18 protein-coding genes and 1 tRNA gene are annotated in these 16,554 nt (G+C 32.0%); 10 read left to right on the top strand and 9 right to left on the bottom strand.

All coding sequences use genetic code 11. The features are described 5' to 3' along the window. Positions 1–3: 3 nt before the first annotated feature. The 7 genes from ACNG5D_RS12655 to ACNG5D_RS12625 all read left to right on the top strand — a co-directional run bounded on the left by ACNG5D_RS12655 (position 4) and on the right by ACNG5D_RS12625 (position 5,691). A complete protein-coding gene (locus ACNG5D_RS12655; protein ID WP_418183889.1) occupies positions 4–405 on the top strand; it encodes a RidA family protein in 402 nt (133 codons plus the stop codon). Next, entirely contained in the window at positions 406–1,845 is a 1,440-nt protein-coding gene (locus ACNG5D_RS12650) for an aldehyde dehydrogenase (protein ID WP_418183888.1), read from the top strand. It begins immediately after the preceding gene. Between the two features lie 55 nt (positions 1,846–1,900). Further along, on the top strand, positions 1,901–2,341 hold the full coding sequence (locus ACNG5D_RS12645; RefSeq protein ID WP_418183887.1) for a GNAT family N-acetyltransferase: 441 nt from the start codon (positions 1,901–1,903) through the stop codon (positions 2,339–2,341). 1 nt (position 2,342) lies between these two features. After that, positions 2,343–3,125, top strand: coding sequence for an SDR family oxidoreductase (locus tag ACNG5D_RS12640; protein WP_418183886.1), 783 nt, complete (start codon positions 2,343–2,345; stop codon positions 3,123–3,125). A 149-nt stretch (positions 3,126–3,274) separates the two neighbouring features. After that, on the top strand, positions 3,275–3,808 hold the full coding sequence (locus ACNG5D_RS12635; protein WP_418183885.1) for a 3-hydroxyanthranilate 3,4-dioxygenase: 534 nt from the start codon (positions 3,275–3,277) through the stop codon (positions 3,806–3,808). 77 nt (positions 3,809–3,885) lie between these two features. Next, positions 3,886–4,968 carry an amidohydrolase family protein gene (locus tag ACNG5D_RS12630; RefSeq protein WP_418183884.1) on the top strand — a complete coding sequence of 361 codons (1,083 nt, stop codon included), beginning with the start codon at positions 3,886–3,888 and terminating at the stop codon, positions 4,966–4,968. Between the two features lie 78 nt (positions 4,969–5,046). After that, positions 5,047–5,691: an O-methyltransferase gene (locus ACNG5D_RS12625; protein WP_418183883.1), complete on the top strand. Its 645-nt coding sequence runs from the start codon at positions 5,047–5,049 to the stop codon at positions 5,689–5,691. Between the two features lie 13 nt (positions 5,692–5,704). On the opposite strand, the gene ACNG5D_RS12620 is transcribed toward ACNG5D_RS12625, so the two are convergent. The 6 genes from ACNG5D_RS12620 to ACNG5D_RS12595 form a co-directional block, all read right to left on the bottom strand. Continuing rightward, a complete protein-coding gene (locus ACNG5D_RS12620; protein ID WP_418183882.1) occupies positions 5,705–7,975 on the bottom strand; it encodes a response regulator in 2,271 nt (756 codons plus the stop codon). Between the two features lie 125 nt (positions 7,976–8,100). Next, positions 8,101–8,388 carry a Sec-independent protein translocase subunit TatA/TatB gene (locus ACNG5D_RS12615; protein ID WP_418183881.1) on the bottom strand — a complete coding sequence of 96 codons (288 nt, stop codon included), beginning with the start codon at positions 8,386–8,388 and terminating at the stop codon, positions 8,101–8,103. A gap of 116 nt (positions 8,389–8,504) precedes the next feature. Beyond that, positions 8,505–10,763: a M1 family metallopeptidase gene (locus tag ACNG5D_RS12610; protein ID WP_418183880.1), complete on the bottom strand. Its 2,259-nt coding sequence runs from the start codon at positions 10,761–10,763 to the stop codon at positions 8,505–8,507. Between the two features lie 109 nt (positions 10,764–10,872). Beyond that, a complete protein-coding gene (locus ACNG5D_RS12605; protein WP_418183879.1) occupies positions 10,873–11,376 on the bottom strand; it encodes a DUF6702 family protein in 504 nt (167 codons plus the stop codon). A gap of 64 nt (positions 11,377–11,440) precedes the next feature. Further along, positions 11,441–12,241, bottom strand: coding sequence for a hypothetical protein (locus ACNG5D_RS12600; RefSeq protein ID WP_418183878.1), 801 nt, complete (start codon positions 12,239–12,241; stop codon positions 11,441–11,443). A gap of 98 nt (positions 12,242–12,339) precedes the next feature. Continuing rightward, a complete protein-coding gene (locus ACNG5D_RS12595; protein WP_418183877.1) occupies positions 12,340–13,140 on the bottom strand; it encodes a carboxypeptidase-like regulatory domain-containing protein in 801 nt (266 codons plus the stop codon). A gap of 114 nt (positions 13,141–13,254) precedes the next feature. On the opposite strand from ACNG5D_RS12595, the gene pepE reads away from it, so the two are divergent. Then, the gene (pepE, locus tag ACNG5D_RS12590; protein ID WP_418183876.1) at positions 13,255–13,962 is read left to right on the top strand and encodes a dipeptidase PepE; all 708 of its coding nucleotides are present in this window, start codon (positions 13,255–13,257) and stop codon (positions 13,960–13,962) included. Positions 13,963–14,131: 169 nt separating this feature from the next. Here the strand turns inward: pepE and ACNG5D_RS12585 are convergent. Together ACNG5D_RS12585 and ACNG5D_RS12580 are read right to left on the bottom strand one after the other, a co-directional pair. Beyond that, positions 14,132–14,204: transfer RNA gene (locus tag ACNG5D_RS12585), tRNA-Gly, on the bottom strand. Positions 14,205–14,258: 54 nt separating this feature from the next. After that, a complete protein-coding gene (locus ACNG5D_RS12580; RefSeq protein WP_418183875.1) occupies positions 14,259–14,684 on the bottom strand; it encodes a GNAT family N-acetyltransferase in 426 nt (141 codons plus the stop codon). A gap of 64 nt (positions 14,685–14,748) precedes the next feature. On the opposite strand from ACNG5D_RS12580, the gene ACNG5D_RS12575 reads away from it, so the two are divergent. Both ACNG5D_RS12575 and ACNG5D_RS12570 read left to right on the top strand, forming a co-directional pair. Beyond that, the gene (locus tag ACNG5D_RS12575) at positions 14,749–15,207 is read left to right on the top strand and encodes a GNAT family N-acetyltransferase (protein ID WP_418184075.1); all 459 of its coding nucleotides are present in this window, start codon (positions 14,749–14,751) and stop codon (positions 15,205–15,207) included. 88 nt (positions 15,208–15,295) lie between these two features. After that, positions 15,296–16,063 (top strand): M48 family metalloprotease, encoded by a 768-nt coding sequence (locus ACNG5D_RS12570; RefSeq protein WP_418184074.1) that lies wholly within the window; start codon positions 15,296–15,298, stop codon positions 16,061–16,063. A gap of 68 nt (positions 16,064–16,131) precedes the next feature. On the opposite strand, the gene ACNG5D_RS12565 is transcribed toward ACNG5D_RS12570, so the two are convergent. Continuing rightward, positions 16,132–16,542, bottom strand: coding sequence for an ankyrin repeat domain-containing protein (locus ACNG5D_RS12565; protein WP_418183874.1), 411 nt, complete (start codon positions 16,540–16,542; stop codon positions 16,132–16,134). Positions 16,543–16,554 lie beyond the last annotated feature (12 nt).

The raw sequence follows: 16,554 nt of genomic DNA, 5'->3' as shown, positions 1-16,554 counted from the left end.
AATATGAATAATAAAGTAACTCCCAGAGGCGCGTACCCACACACCAAACGTGTAGGCGATTTTATATTTGTATCTGGCACAAGCTCTAGAAGAGCCGATAATTCTATAGCGGGTGTAGATATTATTGACGAAATGGGCACAAAACATTTAAACATAGAAGTACAAACCCGCGAAGTCATTAAAAATATTGAAAAAAACTTAGCCAACCAAGGCGCTACATTAAAGGACGTGGTTGATGTTACTTCGTTTTTAGTAAACATGAATGATTTTGCTGGATATAATAAAGCCTACGCAGAATTTTTTGATAAAGAAACAGGGCCAACAAGAACAACTGTAGCAGTACACCAATTGCCACATCCAGATTTAGTGGTAGAAATTAAAGTTATGGCTTATAAAAAAATATAAATGCAAATTAAAAACTACATAAATGGCAAATTTACAAACCCCATTACCAACAAATGGCTAGATAACTATTGCCCTTCTAATGGAGAGGCTTATGGGCAAATACCCAACTCGAATCAAGCCGATGTTGAAATTGCTTACAAGGCTGCTAAAAAAGCGTTTAAAAGCTGGTCTCAAACTACTTTAAGCGCGCGAAGCAAAATATTAATTAAAATTTCAGAATTACTTGAAGCTAACTTACAACGCTTTGCTGAAGCAGAAAGTAAAGATAATGGCAAACCTATAAGCTTAGCAAAAACCATAGACATACCAAGAGCTGCTAGTAATTTTAGGTTTTTTGGTAATGCTATTACGCAATTTGCTAGCGAAAGTCACGAAAGCGTTGGTCTAAATGCAATAAATTACACATTACGCCAACCTATAGGAGTGGTTGGTTGCATTTCACCTTGGAATCTTCCATTATACTTATTCACATGGAAAATTGCTCCTGCTATAGCTGCAGGAAACTGTGTTGTAGCTAAACCTAGCGAAGTAACACCAGTAACAGCTTACCTTTTAGGAGAAATTTGTAATGAAGCAGGATTACCAAAAGGCGTTTTAAATATTGTTCATGGCCTAGGAAATACAACAGGCCAAGCTATTATAGAACACCCCAACATAAAAGCCATTTCGTTTACAGGAGGCACGCAAACAGGAGCGCAAATAGCCAAAATTGCCGCACCTTTGTTTAAAAAATTATCGTTGGAATTAGGCGGAAAAAACCCAAACATCATTTTTGCAGATTGCGATTATGAAGATATGTTACAAACTACAATCCGATCGTCGTTTGCTAATCAAGGGCAAATTTGTTTATGCGGCAGTCGCATTTTTGTTGAAGCTTCTATTTACGAAAAGTTTAAAACAGATTTTGTTGAAAAAGTAAAACAGCTAAAAGTTGGTCACCCTTCAAATAACACCACTAGTATTGGTGCTTTAGTATCTAAACCACATTTAGAAAAAGTATTAAATTATATAGAAATTGCTAAAAATGAAGGCGGAAAAATTTTATCTGGCGGCCATCGTATAACCATTAAAAATTATGAAAACGGTTATTATTTAGAACCTACAATTATTGAGGTTAAAACGGATGAATGCAGTGTAAATCAAGAAGAAATTTTTGGCCCAGTTGTAACCATAATGCCTTTTAAAACTGAAAATGAAGTTTTACAAATGGCAAATAAAGTAAAGTATGGCCTATCTGCTACGTTATGGACTAATAATTTGAAACGCACCATGAGAATGAGCAACCAATTACAAGCAGGTATTATTTGGGTTAACACATGGATGCTACGCGATTTACGAACACCTTTTGGTGGAGTAAAAGCTTCTGGTGTTGGTCGCGAAGGTGGTTTTGAAGCATTACGCTTTTTTACAGAGCCTAAAAATGTGTGTATAAAATATTAATACTAAATGTTTTTGTGCTAAAACGCATACTAGCACCTAAACATGCCATTAAATTATGATTAAACTAAAAAAAGATTTGCTTTTTTCATCAAATTTTGATGATATGGATTTAGAGCTTATTTTTAAGTTTATTAAAAACTCATACTGGGGCACAATTAGAACTTTTGATGAACAAAAAAAAGCATCGGAAAACACACTTAATTTTGGTTTGTTTTACAACGGAAATCAAATTGCCTATGCGAGAGTAATGACAGATAAAGTCTTTTTTGCGTATCTTTTAGATGTTTTTGTAGTTCATGAACATCAAGGTAAAGGCTACTCAAAATTATTAATTGATAAGATTTTAAATTTCCCAGAGCTTAAAAAAATTGACAAATGGATGTTGGCAACCAAAGATGCTCATGAGCTTTACAAGAAGTTTAATTTTGTTGCCATAAAAAGCCCAGAAAAATTAATGGAAAAACTAAGCCCAAGAGCTAAAAAAATATACGAATAATATGGATTTAAAATTAAACAATAAAAACGCCTTAGTTTGCGGGAGCACTCAAGGTATAGGTAAAGCAACCGCCTTGGCACTAGCAGCCGAAGGTGTTAATGTAACTCTAGTTGCTAGAAATAGAGAGAAACTAAAAGAGGTTTTAGCAGAATTACCAGGTCATAGAAATCACAACTACATTGTAGCAGATTTTGCTAACCCAAGAGTATTGCAGGAACAGGTTATTAAGTTTATAGAAAAAGAGCATGGATTTCATATTGTTATAAACAATACTGGCGGACCTCGAAGCGGAAGCATTTTAAACGCTAGTTTAGAAGCTTTTGAGAATGCTTTTACTATGCACTTAAAATGTAACCATTTGCTTGCACAAGCAACCATTCCGTTTATGAAAACTGAAGGTTTTGGTCGTATTATTAATGTTATTTCTACATCGGTTAAAGAACCTATACCTGGGTTAGGTGTTAGTAATACCATTAGAGGTGCTGTTGGAAACTGGAGTAAAACATTAGCTACCGAAGTAGCCGAATTTGGCATTACAGTAAATAACGTACTTCCTGGTTTTACAGATACAGAACGCCTAACAGAAATTATTAAAGTGAAGGCCAATATTGAAGACAGAACCATAGAAAACATGGCCGAAATAATGAAAAATTACACACCCGTTAAGCGTTTTGCTAAACCAGAAGAAACTGCTAGTGTGATAACTTTTTTAGCTAGCCAAGGAGCTGCTTATGTAAACGGCATTAATGTTCCTGTAGATGGTGGCCGTACTAAATCTTTATAATAATTTAACTACTTTAACTTTAATAACATTTTAGCTGTTTGTATATTAGTAACAAATTTGCGTTAAGGATTGAGGCATTTGTTGAAGCTCCTCGCAGAGAGCGACTGCCGAAAGCCTGACCCTTGTGGTAACGTCCAAAATATTTAACTATGAGTAAGGTATATCCGCCAATAAATTTTAAAGCTTGGATTGAAGAAAACAGACACCTTTTAAAACCACCAGTTGGCAATAAGGTGGTTTGGAAAGATGGCGATTTTATTGTTATGGTTGTTGGTGGCCCCAATAGCAGAAAAGACTATCATTACAACGAAACACCCGAGTTTTTTTACCAAATAGAAGGCGATATTGTACTAAAAATTATAGACAATGGCACACCTAAAGATATTCATATTAAGGAAGGTGATATTTTTTTACTTCCGCCTAAAGTACCTCACTCTCCGCAACGTGGTGCCAACACCGTTGGTCTGGTAATTGAATACCCTAGAGATAAAGGCGTACAAGATGCTTTACTTTGGTTTTGCGAAAATTGCACAACTAAATTGTATGAAGAAGATTTTACTTTAGATAATATTGAAACAGATATGCCAAAAATTTTTGATAACTATTATAACGACAAAAATAAACGCTGCTGCCCTAATTGTGGTGAAATTATGCAGCCTCCAAAGAAAGTAAACATTGATTAAATGAAATTATAATCTAAAATAATTTTCGAATTAAAAACTAAACACTTTAAAGATTCCTGACCTCTCAGGATTTATTCATGAAACGTAAACTTAGAATTAACGGCCACTCGCATTTATTACCTTACCCAGAACAAATTCCTGAATTTATGCGCGAAAAGGGTATTTTTTGGGTAGATAAAGACCGAAAATTTATGCTTCAAAAAGATTGGAAACGCCCTGTTACAGATTCCAGTTTTTTTCTAAATGAAAAATTAGAATGGATGGAGCGTAATAAAATAGACCATGCTGTTGTTTTAAACTTGTCGCAACTTTACGGTAATGGCTTACGTGTTGAAGAAATGAAAAAAGCATTACGCTTTCAAAACGATTTTAATGCTAAAATCCAGCTAGACAATCCTAGTAAATTTACCTGTGGTTTTGTGGTTCATCCTGCTTTTATAAGAAGCGCATGCTGGGAAATAGAACGCTGTGTAGAACAACATGGCTTACAATTACTTTGCCTGCCAACGCATTATATGGATACCATTGGCACTTGGCGTTGTATTTTTGATGAAGAAAACGAACCCATTTTCGAGCTTGCCGACAAATACAATTTGGCTGTTGAAATTCACCCATACGATGGCGAAAAATTTATAAAACTAGAAAACACCTCGTGGCGATTTCATTTAATATGGATGCTAGCACAATGTGGTGATGCCTACCACTTTTTAACCTTAAATGGTTACCAAGATAAATACCCAAATATGAGAACTTGCTTTGCTCATGGCGGGCAACTTGCACAAATTAATTTAGGTAGACGTATTCAAGGCTTTGATGGTAGACCAGATTTATTTGAAGGTAAACACCACCCAAGGAAGGCGGTAGGGCATAAAAATATTTTCTTTGACACTTTAGTGCATGATACCGGAGGCTTAGAACTATTAATTAGAAACCACGGCTCTAAACAAGTTATTATGGGACTAGACGACCCTTACCCACTTGGCGAAATGGAAAGCGATAAACAATCGTCTTACCCAGGAAAAATATTAGATTTAGCTGTAGACCGAAAAATTATTGACAAAACGGAGTACGATGATATTTGGGAAAACAACGTTATTCAATGGCTATGTGGAAACGATAATAATGCTAAACAAAAATTAATTAATAGAATTTTAAGTTAAATACTTTTTTTATAAGTAATTATAAAGATATTTATTGAATAAACACCTAGTGTTTGCCGTAATTACACCTAACACAACATGCATTTTATACCAGAAGAATTAGACGATTATGTAGTATCTCACTCTGAAAACGAACCAGAATTACTACAACAATTAAATAGAGAAACCTACCAAAAAATTTTGCAACCCAGAATGCTTAGCGGCCATTATCAAGGTAGGTTACTAAGTATGATTTCTAAACTTGTTAACCCTAAAAACATACTAGAAATTGGCACTTATACTGGATACTCTGCCCTTTGCTTGTGCGAAGGTATGCAAAATAATGGCGAATTGCATACCATTGATGTTAATGAAGAGTTGGTTGATTTTCAAAGAAAATATTTTAACAAATCTAGTTTTGGAAAACAAATTCATCAACATTTAGGTAATGCTTTAAGTATTATTCCTAAACTTAATATTAATTTCGATTTGGTTTTTATTGATGCGGATAAAGAAAATTACACAAATTATTTTAATGCTGTTATAGATAAATTAAATCCTGGTGGTATTATTTTATCAGACAATGTATTATGGAGCGGTAAAGTTTTAGATACTACATTTAAAAAAGATGATACTTCTACACCTGCCCTAATAGCATATAATGCGCTTTTAAAAACAGACAAACGTGTAGAAACTGTTGTTTTACCAATTAGAGATGGCTTAACCATTAGCCGAAAATTATAACATGATTTGTTTCTTATGACGCTTGAGTATTTACATAAGATTTTTTCTTACTATTTTGAATATTGTCGTTTATAGTTTGATAAAACTCGTAATTATCAAAAGGTTTTGTTATTACTTGGTTATACCCAATGTCTAAATAGTTTTGTTTTACCTCTTCAATATCGGCAGCAGTTAAGGCTATAATAGGAATATCTTTATTAAATGCTCTTATGGTTTCTGTGGCTTCGTTTCCATTCATGATAGGCATATTAATATCCATTAATATTAAATCGTAAGTACCATTTTTAGCTTCGTATAACGCATCTCTTCCATTTTCTACAATAGTACATTTGTAGTGTTGCTTTTCTAATAATTTTTTGGTTACTACTTGGTTTATTTTATTGTCTTCGGCTAATAAAATATTACACTTCTCATTAGTGTTTACCAAGCTTTTTATAGCTTTTAAATTGGACTGTTTATTGTTGGTGTAATTGTTTTTAATTTCATCCTTTTCAAAATCTATTATAAAGCTAAATTTTGTACCAACACCTTCTTGACTTTCTAATTTAATTTCGCTTTTAAATAGCTCTATTAGTTTTTTAGTAATTGACAACCCCAAACCTGTGCCTTGGTAGTTTATATTACTATCCTTTAGTTGAGAAAAGTTTTCAAAAATACTTTCAAATTTATTTTTTGGAATACCAACGCCATTGTCCTCGACCTCAAAACCTAGACTAACCATTGCGCCATATGTTTTTATTAATTTTACTCTTAAATTAATGGTGCCATTTGTTGTAAATTTAATGCTGTTTCCAATAAGATTAATTAAAACTTGAGACAACCTTACTTTGTCGCATTTAATTGTTTTAGGGATATCGCTATCAAAAGAAACCTTTAAATGGTTATTTGTTTCTTGTAATTTATAGTCGAAAGAATTTACAATATTTTCTAGCGTACTTTTTAAATTAACAGAGGTGTTTTTTAATTCTATTTTATTGGCTTCCATTTTACCAAATTGAAGAATATCGTTTATTAAATTCAATAAATAATCGCCAGAATATTTAAGCGATTTTATATATTTTTTGTCGCGTGCTCCTAATGTACTATTTTCAAGTAATAAAGAAGTAATTCCAACCACTCCATAAAGCGGAGTTCTTAATTCGTGCGATACATTAGATATAAATTTAGTTTTTAATTCTGATGATTTTAAAGCCTCATTTCTAGCTATTTCCAATTGTTTGTTTCTTAATGCTAGTTTAGAGCTTAATTTTCTTTTAGAAATGTACCCAAAACAAATTATAACTAAAGAAATTAACAAGAGTATTGATACTACAATAACGATACTATTTACTCTTTTAATTTTATTTGCTATTTCTATTTGGTGCAGTTTTTCTGTATTTGCTTTTTCGGCATTATTTTTATAATCTTCTATTAAAAATTTAGAGTTTACAATTAAATTTTGTTTTACCTTCTCTTGGCTTAAAAACTTCTCTTTATAACTATTATGTTTTAATAAATTTAAAAAAGCATCTGCATTATTACCAGACTTAGCTAAAGATATTGATAATTGTTTGTGTACTTTACTTAAAAGCATGTAGTCTGTATCGCCGCCATCATTTTCTATTAAACTAACGGCTTTTATAAATTTAGCATTAGCATTATTATAAAGTGCTTTATTAGCGTAGTATGTGCCATATATATAATTATAATGACCTTGTAATGCAGGACTAATGTTATTTTTTTTTATAAAATTTCCTGCTTTTAATAAATTAATAAGTGCCTCTTGGTAATTCCCTGTATTTATATACAAGTCGCAAAGGCTTAGTCTTACTTGAAACTCGACTGTTTTAAGTAAAACTTCGTCTGATGTTCTTTGAAGATTATGTTTTGATATAGCTTTTAAAGCATATTTTAAATACTGGTGTGCTTTGGCAAACTTTTTATTGTCCTTATATAATGCTGCAATATTTTTATATGCACTAGAAATTAAATAATTATCTTCTATTTGTTTGGCTTGTTTTAATGATAAAAAATAGTAAGATTTAGCAGACTCATAATTCTCCATTAAATTATAAATATTACCAATATGATAATTAGCAAACGCACTACCATAAGCATCTTGAATAGAATCTGATAGTGTTTTAGCTATAAGAAATTCTTTAAAAGACTTTACAATATCTTTATTTTTAAATGAAACTAATGCCGAGGAATTGATATCATCAATTTCTTTAATGACATCTCTATCGTTTTTACCAAAAGACAATATGGTAATAGACAGAAAACCAACAAGTAGGATTGTTTTCATGTTCAATAATTTAGGTTTGGGACTCTAAATATATTTTAAAGAAAACACGAGGTTTTACTAATTCGTTGAATGGTAAGATTAAATTGATTAATAGACGAACGACACATCGATGAATAGACGAAAGGTTAAAATTTGCGTTTTACTGAGCCTGTAAATTCTTCAATATCATCTTTTACTTTATCCAGTTCTTTTTTTACATCTTTAGTAATGCTGGTGTCTATTCCGTTATTTTCGGCTGTTTTTGTAATTTCATGCTTAATATCGTTAGTTGCATCTTTAAGCGTACGCATACCTTTGCCTAAACCTCTGGCTATTTCAGGTAATTTATCGGCACCAAAAACCATAATGGCAATAAATAGTATAAAAGCTATTTCAGCGCCACTAATAAATAAAAATGTTGCTAGTTTAATCACGTTACAAATATAGTGAGTTGTTTTTATTTAATCATTTAACAGTTAAATTTATTAGAATAAAAAAAGCCGATTTTTATAAAAAATCGGCTTTTTTTGTTCAAGTATTAGGGTTTACATTAACCTTTTACTTTTTCTTTAAATTTATCAAACTTATTGGCTTCTTCTTTTTTAGGCCAAGAGTTATTTGAAATATCAACATCGGCAGTTTCTAAATCTGGATCGACAGTTAACCCTACAATAGCCTTATCGGTTCTAAATACTTTGCTAACTTCTCTTTCATTATATCTCCATATTTGAGCTGGAAATGTTTTTCTTTCTTTTGTTCCATCTTCATAAGCTATTTCTAAAATAATAGGCATTACTAACCCTCCTGGTTTTTCGAAGGTAACTTCGTAAAAATAGTTAGGTGCTTCTTTTATTTCAGATTTCATGTCTTCTGGTAAATTTTCAAGAAAATCATTTAATACTTTAAAATCTGATGCTTTTTTAGCGTTTTTAGGCTCTACTCCTTCTTCTAGTTCTGCGTAATAAACTAATTTATCTTTATAATCATCTAGATTCATGTTATACTTCTTAGCTGTTGCTTTAGCAGCTTCGGTTGGTTGGTCTGTTAAATAATATTGTTTAACACCTTTAACTCCTATATCTGTATAATCTGTTGTATAAAACCATCCTCTCCAGAACCAATCTAAATCCATTGCAGAGGCGTCTTCCATAGTTCTAAAGAAATCTGCTGGTGTTGGGTGTTTAAACATCCAACGTTTAGAATATGTTCTAAATGCGTAATCAAATAGTTCTGGCCCCATTATAGTTTGCCTTAACATGTATAAACCTGCTGCTGGTTTAGTGTAGGCATTAGGACCAAATTTATGTACATAGTCGCCTTGCGACATTATTGGAGAGATAAAGCTTTGATCGCCTCCCATGTAAGGTACAATATCTTTTGGAAGATTTCCTGTTATAAAGTTAGGGTCGTAATCTAACTCGGCTAAAGTTTCTACAAAAGAGTTTAAACCTTCATCCATCCATGTCCATTGGCGCTCATCGCTATTAACAATCATTGGGAAAAAGTTATGCCCAACCTCGTGTGTAATAACGCCAATCATTCCTCTTTTTAATCGCTCGGAATATGTTCCATCTGGATCTGGACGACCGTAGTTAAAACAAATCATTGGATATTCCATACCCATTTGTGCGTGTACAGATATTGCTTTACTGTAAGGGTAATCGAAAGTTAGTTTTGAGTATTCTTCTAATGTGTTTGCTACTACGCGCGTAGAGTGCTCTTCCCATAATGGGTTACCTTCTTTAGAATATAATGAAATGGCCATTACAGATTTTCCATTAATGTCTACAGCCATAGCATCGTAAATAAACTTTCTAGAAGTTGCAAAAGCATAATCTCTTACGTTTTTAGCTTTAAAATGCCATGTTTTTTCTTTTGTACTTCTTTGAGTTTCTGCTTTTTCGGCTTCCTCTTGAGTAATTACAAAAACTGGATTGTCAAATGTTTTTGTTGCTTTTTCGTAGCGTTTAAGTTGCTCTTTGGTGAAACACTCTTTTCTGTTTTGCAAATCGCCTGTTGCTTCTAACATGTGGTCTGCAGGTACGGTAATTTTAACATCAAAATCACCAAATTCTAAAGCAAATTCACTTCTTCCCCAGAATTGCATATTTTGCCATCCTTCAACATTATCATACACACAAAGCCTTGGGTAAAATTGAGCTATTACATAAGTATTGTTACCATCTGGAAAAGCCTCATATCCAGACCTTCCGCCTTCTGTAATATGATTATTTACGTTATACCACCATTTTATTTGAAATTTAAATACTTCACCTGGCGCTAATGGTTTTTCTAAATTAATACGCATCATGGTTCGGTTTATCATATATGATAAATCTGAACCATCATCGTTTTTAACATATTCTATATTAAATCCGCCATCAAAACGTTTTTTTAAGTTCGCTTTAGCAAACGATTGTGGGCCATTAAATGCAGCATTAAAACTTTCTGAATTAATATCTGGTGTTTTAGAGTCTCTTGCACGCATATTTTGGTCTAACTGAACCCATAAATATTCTAAATGATCTCTAGAATTATTATGGTATGTAATTTTTTCGTCACCAAAAATTTGGCTTTTATTTTCGTCTAAACGAATATTCATTACATAGTCTACCTGTTGTTGTGTATAGGCATGACCTGGAGCACCTGAAGCTGTTCTGGTTTCGTTTGGTGTAGCCAAAACATCTTTCATTTGTCTAAATTTGTTCTGATCGGTATGACCTTGTGGTTTTTCTTTGGTTTGCTCTTGAGCAAAAACACCAGAAAAAAGGAATACAAATGATAAGAACAGATACGCGTGTTTTCTCATAGTTGATTTTAGTTATATTAGAAAAAAATTGTTTTTTTCTAACTTTCGTTAGAAGATTATTACAAAATGTCGTCCAAAATACTAAATTCTGTACTCAGTTTACATTTATTTAATTAAATTTTAACAAAGCATTAGGATTTTTTGTAGAGAGAATAACGCTTTTATTTTTAGAGTTTATTTTTGTTTTAACAATATTTTGTTGGTCTTTCTGCAAATCGAACAAAATGCTATTGGTTATAGAAAAAGTTTCTATAGATTTCACCTGTTCAACCTCTAGGTAACACCTAACAATATCGCCCTCGTACTCTTTACCTATAAAGGTAAAATTAACGGCTTTATTATTTACAGTAAGCTTAATTTTATCTTGTAAATATTTATTAATATAAGTGTCTATTATTAAGGCTTCATCTTTCTCGGCAAGTACAATAGTATTATCGTAATTTAGTTTTAAAGCATTTTCAAAATCATCTATAAAAATTCTAGATATAATTTGAATAGATTCTTTTTCTTTTACATAATTAATTTGAGTTACACTTATATAATATTTGTGTAGCGAAGTAAATGCAAATAGCGGAATTAATAAAACAATTACCAAATATTTTAAATGTTTCATATCTATTATTTATAAGATGACTAAAGTACTTATTTTGTTTTTCAAAAAGTATTCCAAAAAAAAATTATTTTTTATCTAAATTAGAATTAAGTAAATATTGTTTATACTTTGCTCTTAAAAAAATTAAAATTTTAAAATCGGTCTGGTTTTTACAATGCTTAATAAAATTTTCATCATCTGCACAAAAATAAAAAAAGTCCATTTTTAGTGTTTCATCTAATGGGTTTGAGGCAAAAAAATCTTTTGATAGTCTACCTTTAATACTTTGCATTAGAGTTTCTTTTTCTTCAATTTTAACTCTATTTTTTAACATTTTTGTTCGTCCTGTTAAGGCGTTTATTAATGGTGTAAACGAAACAGAGCCTCCCATCCCTCCTAAAGATCCTCCTGCTTTTGGAGCAAAGTTAGAAGCTTCACTTAACCGCCTTTCACTCTGGGTTGCTGGTTTTCCTGTATAACCTGGAATACCTACATCGTAAAAATTAATTGGCGCTTTCCCTTCTACGTTATTAATATCTTGCATTAAATTGCCAGATAACACTTTACCTACAACAACCTCGTCTAACTCATTAATTTGTTCATTTAACACCACGTAAACAACCTTATTTTTTATTATTTCTTTTGATACAATGATATCTTTTAATTTATGTTGAATTGAAGAAAAGGTTAAGGTATCGTTTATTTTTGCCGTAATAGTAAAATGCCCACGTTTGTCTGTAATAGTAAAAACTTGAGCTGTTTTATTTATAACATGAATGTTTTCTACATTAGTTTTACTTTCTACCCGTCCTAATATTTCTATAGATTGGCTTAAAGCAGTAATTGGCAACAAAGCAAATAGTAAATTTGTAAATACGCGACTCAAATTAATTATAAATTAGAGTATAAAGAACGTATTTCAAATCTTAAAGAAAACGTAAATAGCTTGTAATGTTTTGTTAAAAGCTTTTATTTTAGTTTTATCTATCCTTTAGTATTTAAAAACTCTGCGCTTTTAATATTTAAAAATTCTAGAAACTCCATTTCTTTTCCGTAGTTAAGCAAAGCATAATCAAAATTGCCACGTTCAATAAACCTAATAAACTCTTCCACGCGGTGTTCTGGTATTTTAAAATTATCAACTAAAAACTCTGCGCCAAAGTAATATTTAATAGCCTTAATAGGTACATCGGGCACACCTGCTTTTTTATTATCTTTTAATTTAGACCTAAATAAAGGTAACAGTAATTGGTCTACAACATTAACAATATTTAAACCATTTACCATAGGTAAGTGTTGCCTATCTACTGTAACATTACTTACCTCGGTTTTATAATCTTTTTCAAAATTATATTCTTTACTGTTTTTAACACCAAAATACAAGGCATCTAATTGCGGTTTAAATGGTTTGGTAGCTTCTAAATCGGTATTTAAATTACCCGAAAGCCCTTTAGTAAAAACAATAACCTCGTCTAACTTATTAATTTCTTCTATTAAAAAAAGCTTCATTTTTTTAGACTTAATAATAGCTTCATTAACCTTAAAACTTATATTTTGGTACTGTAATGCGCTTACCTCAATATTATCATTTAAGGTTACTTTTAAAGTAAACGCCCCATTCTCATCGGTAATTGTTCCGGTATTTGATGATGTATTAAAAACGGTTATACCAGAAATATCACTACCCTCTACTATAATTTTACCAGAAACCTCAATTCTTGTATTATTTTGAGCCGATAAGCTAATGGCACTTATAAAAGTTAAAAATAGAATGAATTTTTTCATGATTTTTTTATTCTTTAAATTACCACTTTTAATTTAAATGATAAAGCAAAACACATTAATTTTTTTATAAAAAACCAATTTTATGCTTTGCTTTTTTAACACCTAAAATACACCATGCAAAACATTATTATTGCAAGCACCTCTACAATACATGGTAGCGGATATTTAGACTATATTCTAGAAGATTTAAAAATATTCTTCAATCAAATAAACACCATACTTTTTGTACCCTATGCAAGACCAAGTGGTATATCGCATAATGCTTACACCCAAATAGCAGCAAAAGCCTTTTCAAAAATTAATATAAAAGTAAAAGGTATTCATGCATATAAAACCCCTGCCGAAGCCATAAAAAAAGCCGAAGCCATTTTTGTTGGTGGCGGCAATACATTTGTATTAGCAAACCAACTGCACAAAAACAATATAATACAAGCACTAAAGGAAACCGTGCAAAACGGAACACCATATTTAGGCACAAGTGCTGGCAGTAATATTTGCGGCTTAACAATAAAAACAACTAACGACATGCCCATTGTGTACCCTCCAAACTTTAATGCATTAGGCCTAGTACCATTTAACATAAACCCACATTATCTAGACCCAAACCCTAAAAGCAAACACAAAGGCGAAACCAGAGAAACACGAATTAAAGAATTTCATAACTACAACACCCAACCCGTTATTGGTCTAAGAGAAGGCAGCTGGCTACATGTAAAAAACAACTCTATACTATTAAAAGGGAAGCTAACAGCACGAATTTTCGAATACAACAAAACACCTTACGAAGTAAATCCGGGTACAGAGTTAAATCTATTAAAATAATTTGGGCGTGCCCCAAGGGTCGGGCTATTCGCTACAAGTCCTCGCTCGTACCTCGCTGTGGGCTATCCGCTACTATCCCTCACGCAAGTAAGTACATATTTACCAAAGCATATAACAAAAACATATGCATAAAAAAAGCTTCATCGTTTTTGATGAAGCTTTTTTTTAGAGCGGGAGACCAGGTTCGAACTGGCGACATTCAGCTTGGAAGGCTGACGCTCTACCAACTGAGCTACTCCCGCCTTTTAAATTTAAGACTGCAAATATATAAACACTTTTTTACTGTGCAAGAAAAATTATAGCTTTTTTATAAAATGATACCCCAAAATTTTAAACCCCTCGTTATAATAAAATTTATGTGACTGATAATTACTAACATAAGTATTTAACTCCATAGCCTCATACCCCTTTTCTGTAACATAATTATAAATCCATTTAAAAAACTGCTTACCTAAACCCTGTCCTCTATAAGCATCATCAATAAAAACATGATCGGGCTCTACACTTTTACCAGAATAATGTCTAGTACAATACCATAATCCACAAACACCTATTAGTTTATCATCATCATAAACTACAGCGCACTCATAATTTTGCTTAATCATTTCAGCAAAACGCACCTTTAAAAGCGCTTCAGAAATCTTAAATCCATTTAACCTTTCTACCAAAGGTATAATATCATTAATACTTTCTTTTTCTATGATTTTAAATTTAAACGACATAAAATTATTTTTAAGTGAAGATAATAATTCTACAAATTATTTTTAAGTTTGGTTTACATAAAAAATCAACACTATTAAAACAACCAGTTACAAAATAAAGCTAATAAGCGCAACCGAAACTTACCCAGTAAGACACCCCGTTTTAAGGGCCGGAAAACCCATATCAACGTGTGCTTTTAATGGCGATAATCTTGAAACAACCTTTCATTTAGGACTATTTACAAATTCTAAATTAATAGCAGTTGCTTCATTTTTAAAAAACAATAACCTCAATATAACAACAACCAACCAATATCAATTACGAGGCATGGCTGTTTTAAAAACTTTTCAAGGCAAAAGCTTAGGCAAAATAATTTTAAAACACGGCGAAACCTTATTAATAGAAAAAAACACTACTACAATATGGTGCAACGCAAGAGAAATAGCTGTTAATTTTTACAGAAAATGTGGTTATCAAACCATTGGAGAATCGTTTAACATTAAAGACATTGGTAAACATTATACCATGTACAAAAACCTATAAAACAAAGCATTTGTGACTAAATAAAAAAGCAAGTGTCTAAATATACATAAACTAAAATTTTGTAATTTTAGTTTCTAATTATTTTATGATGAGAGGAAAAAACCTAAAAGTTAGACTACTTATTGGCGTAGCAATTGCCTTATTCTTTGTATTAAAAAGGTGTAGCCAAAGAGAAGAAAACCCATATACAGGTAGGATGCAAACCATATCGATGACGCCCGATAAAGAAATTGCTATAGGTTTACAAAGCGCACCGCAAATGGCACAGCAACACGGTGGTTTACACCCAAACAAGCAATATCAAGCCTTGGTAGACAATGTTGGAAATAAATTAGTTAACAATAGTATTGCAAAACAAACCCCATACAGATACGAATTTCATTTATTAGCAGACCCAAATACAATTAATGCTTTTGCATTACCAGGCGGCCAAATATTTATAACTCACGCCCTTTTTGCAAAACTAGAAAACGAAGACCAATTAGCTGGTGTTTTAGGACATGAAATTGGGCATGTTTTAGGCAGACATAGTGCCGAACGAATTGCAGAAAGCGAATATTGGCAAGGCTTAGCCACAGCAGGATCTGTTGGTGCAGATATGGGAGGCCTAGTAAGTGGTATTGGCCAAAACACACTATTAACAAATGGAAGAGATGATGAGTTGGAAAGTGATGACTTAGGCGTTAAATTTATGATTAAAGCTGGTTACAACCCTAAAGAAATGATTGGTGTTATGGAAATTTTAAAAGCTGCTGCAGGCCCAAATCGAGTTCCCGAATTTAAAAGCACACACCCAGACCCCGATAACAGGATTGAAAAAATTGAAGAAGCTATTAATAAGTATAAAAATTTATAGCACAAAAAAAGCCTCGAAATTCGAGGCTTTTTTTGTGAGTGACTAGCTCAAATAATTATTTAATATTTTTATTTTTTTCTCTTTTTAGCAGCTTTAGCATCAGCAATTGCCTTTACTAAAATAGCCTCAGCATCTTTAGCACCGTGTATCTGCGCATATTTTAAAGCTGTCATGTTTTTATCAGACTTAGCTTTTAAATTAGCTCCATGTACAATTAACAGTTTTAAAATATCTGTTCTGTTAAACTTTGCAGCGTACATTACAGGAGTCATACCGTTAGATTTGGCATTTACATCTGCACCTCTACTAATTAGTTTTTGTACCGTTTCTAAATCGCCTTTAGCAATAGACACACAAAACGAGTTTACTTTAAAAAAAGCAGCCGTTTCATAATTAACATTTAAATTTACTGGTGTTGCATTTACAGATACAATTGAAAAGCATAATGCGATTGCGGAAATAATGATTGTTTTTTTCATGATGAAAGATTT

It is taken from the genome of Algibacter ulvanivorans (assembly GCF_048381495.1).
Lineage (GTDB): Bacteria > Bacteroidota > Bacteroidia > Flavobacteriales > Flavobacteriaceae > Algibacter_B > Algibacter_B ulvanivorans.
This window is presented reverse-complemented; position numbering and strand designations above follow the sequence as displayed.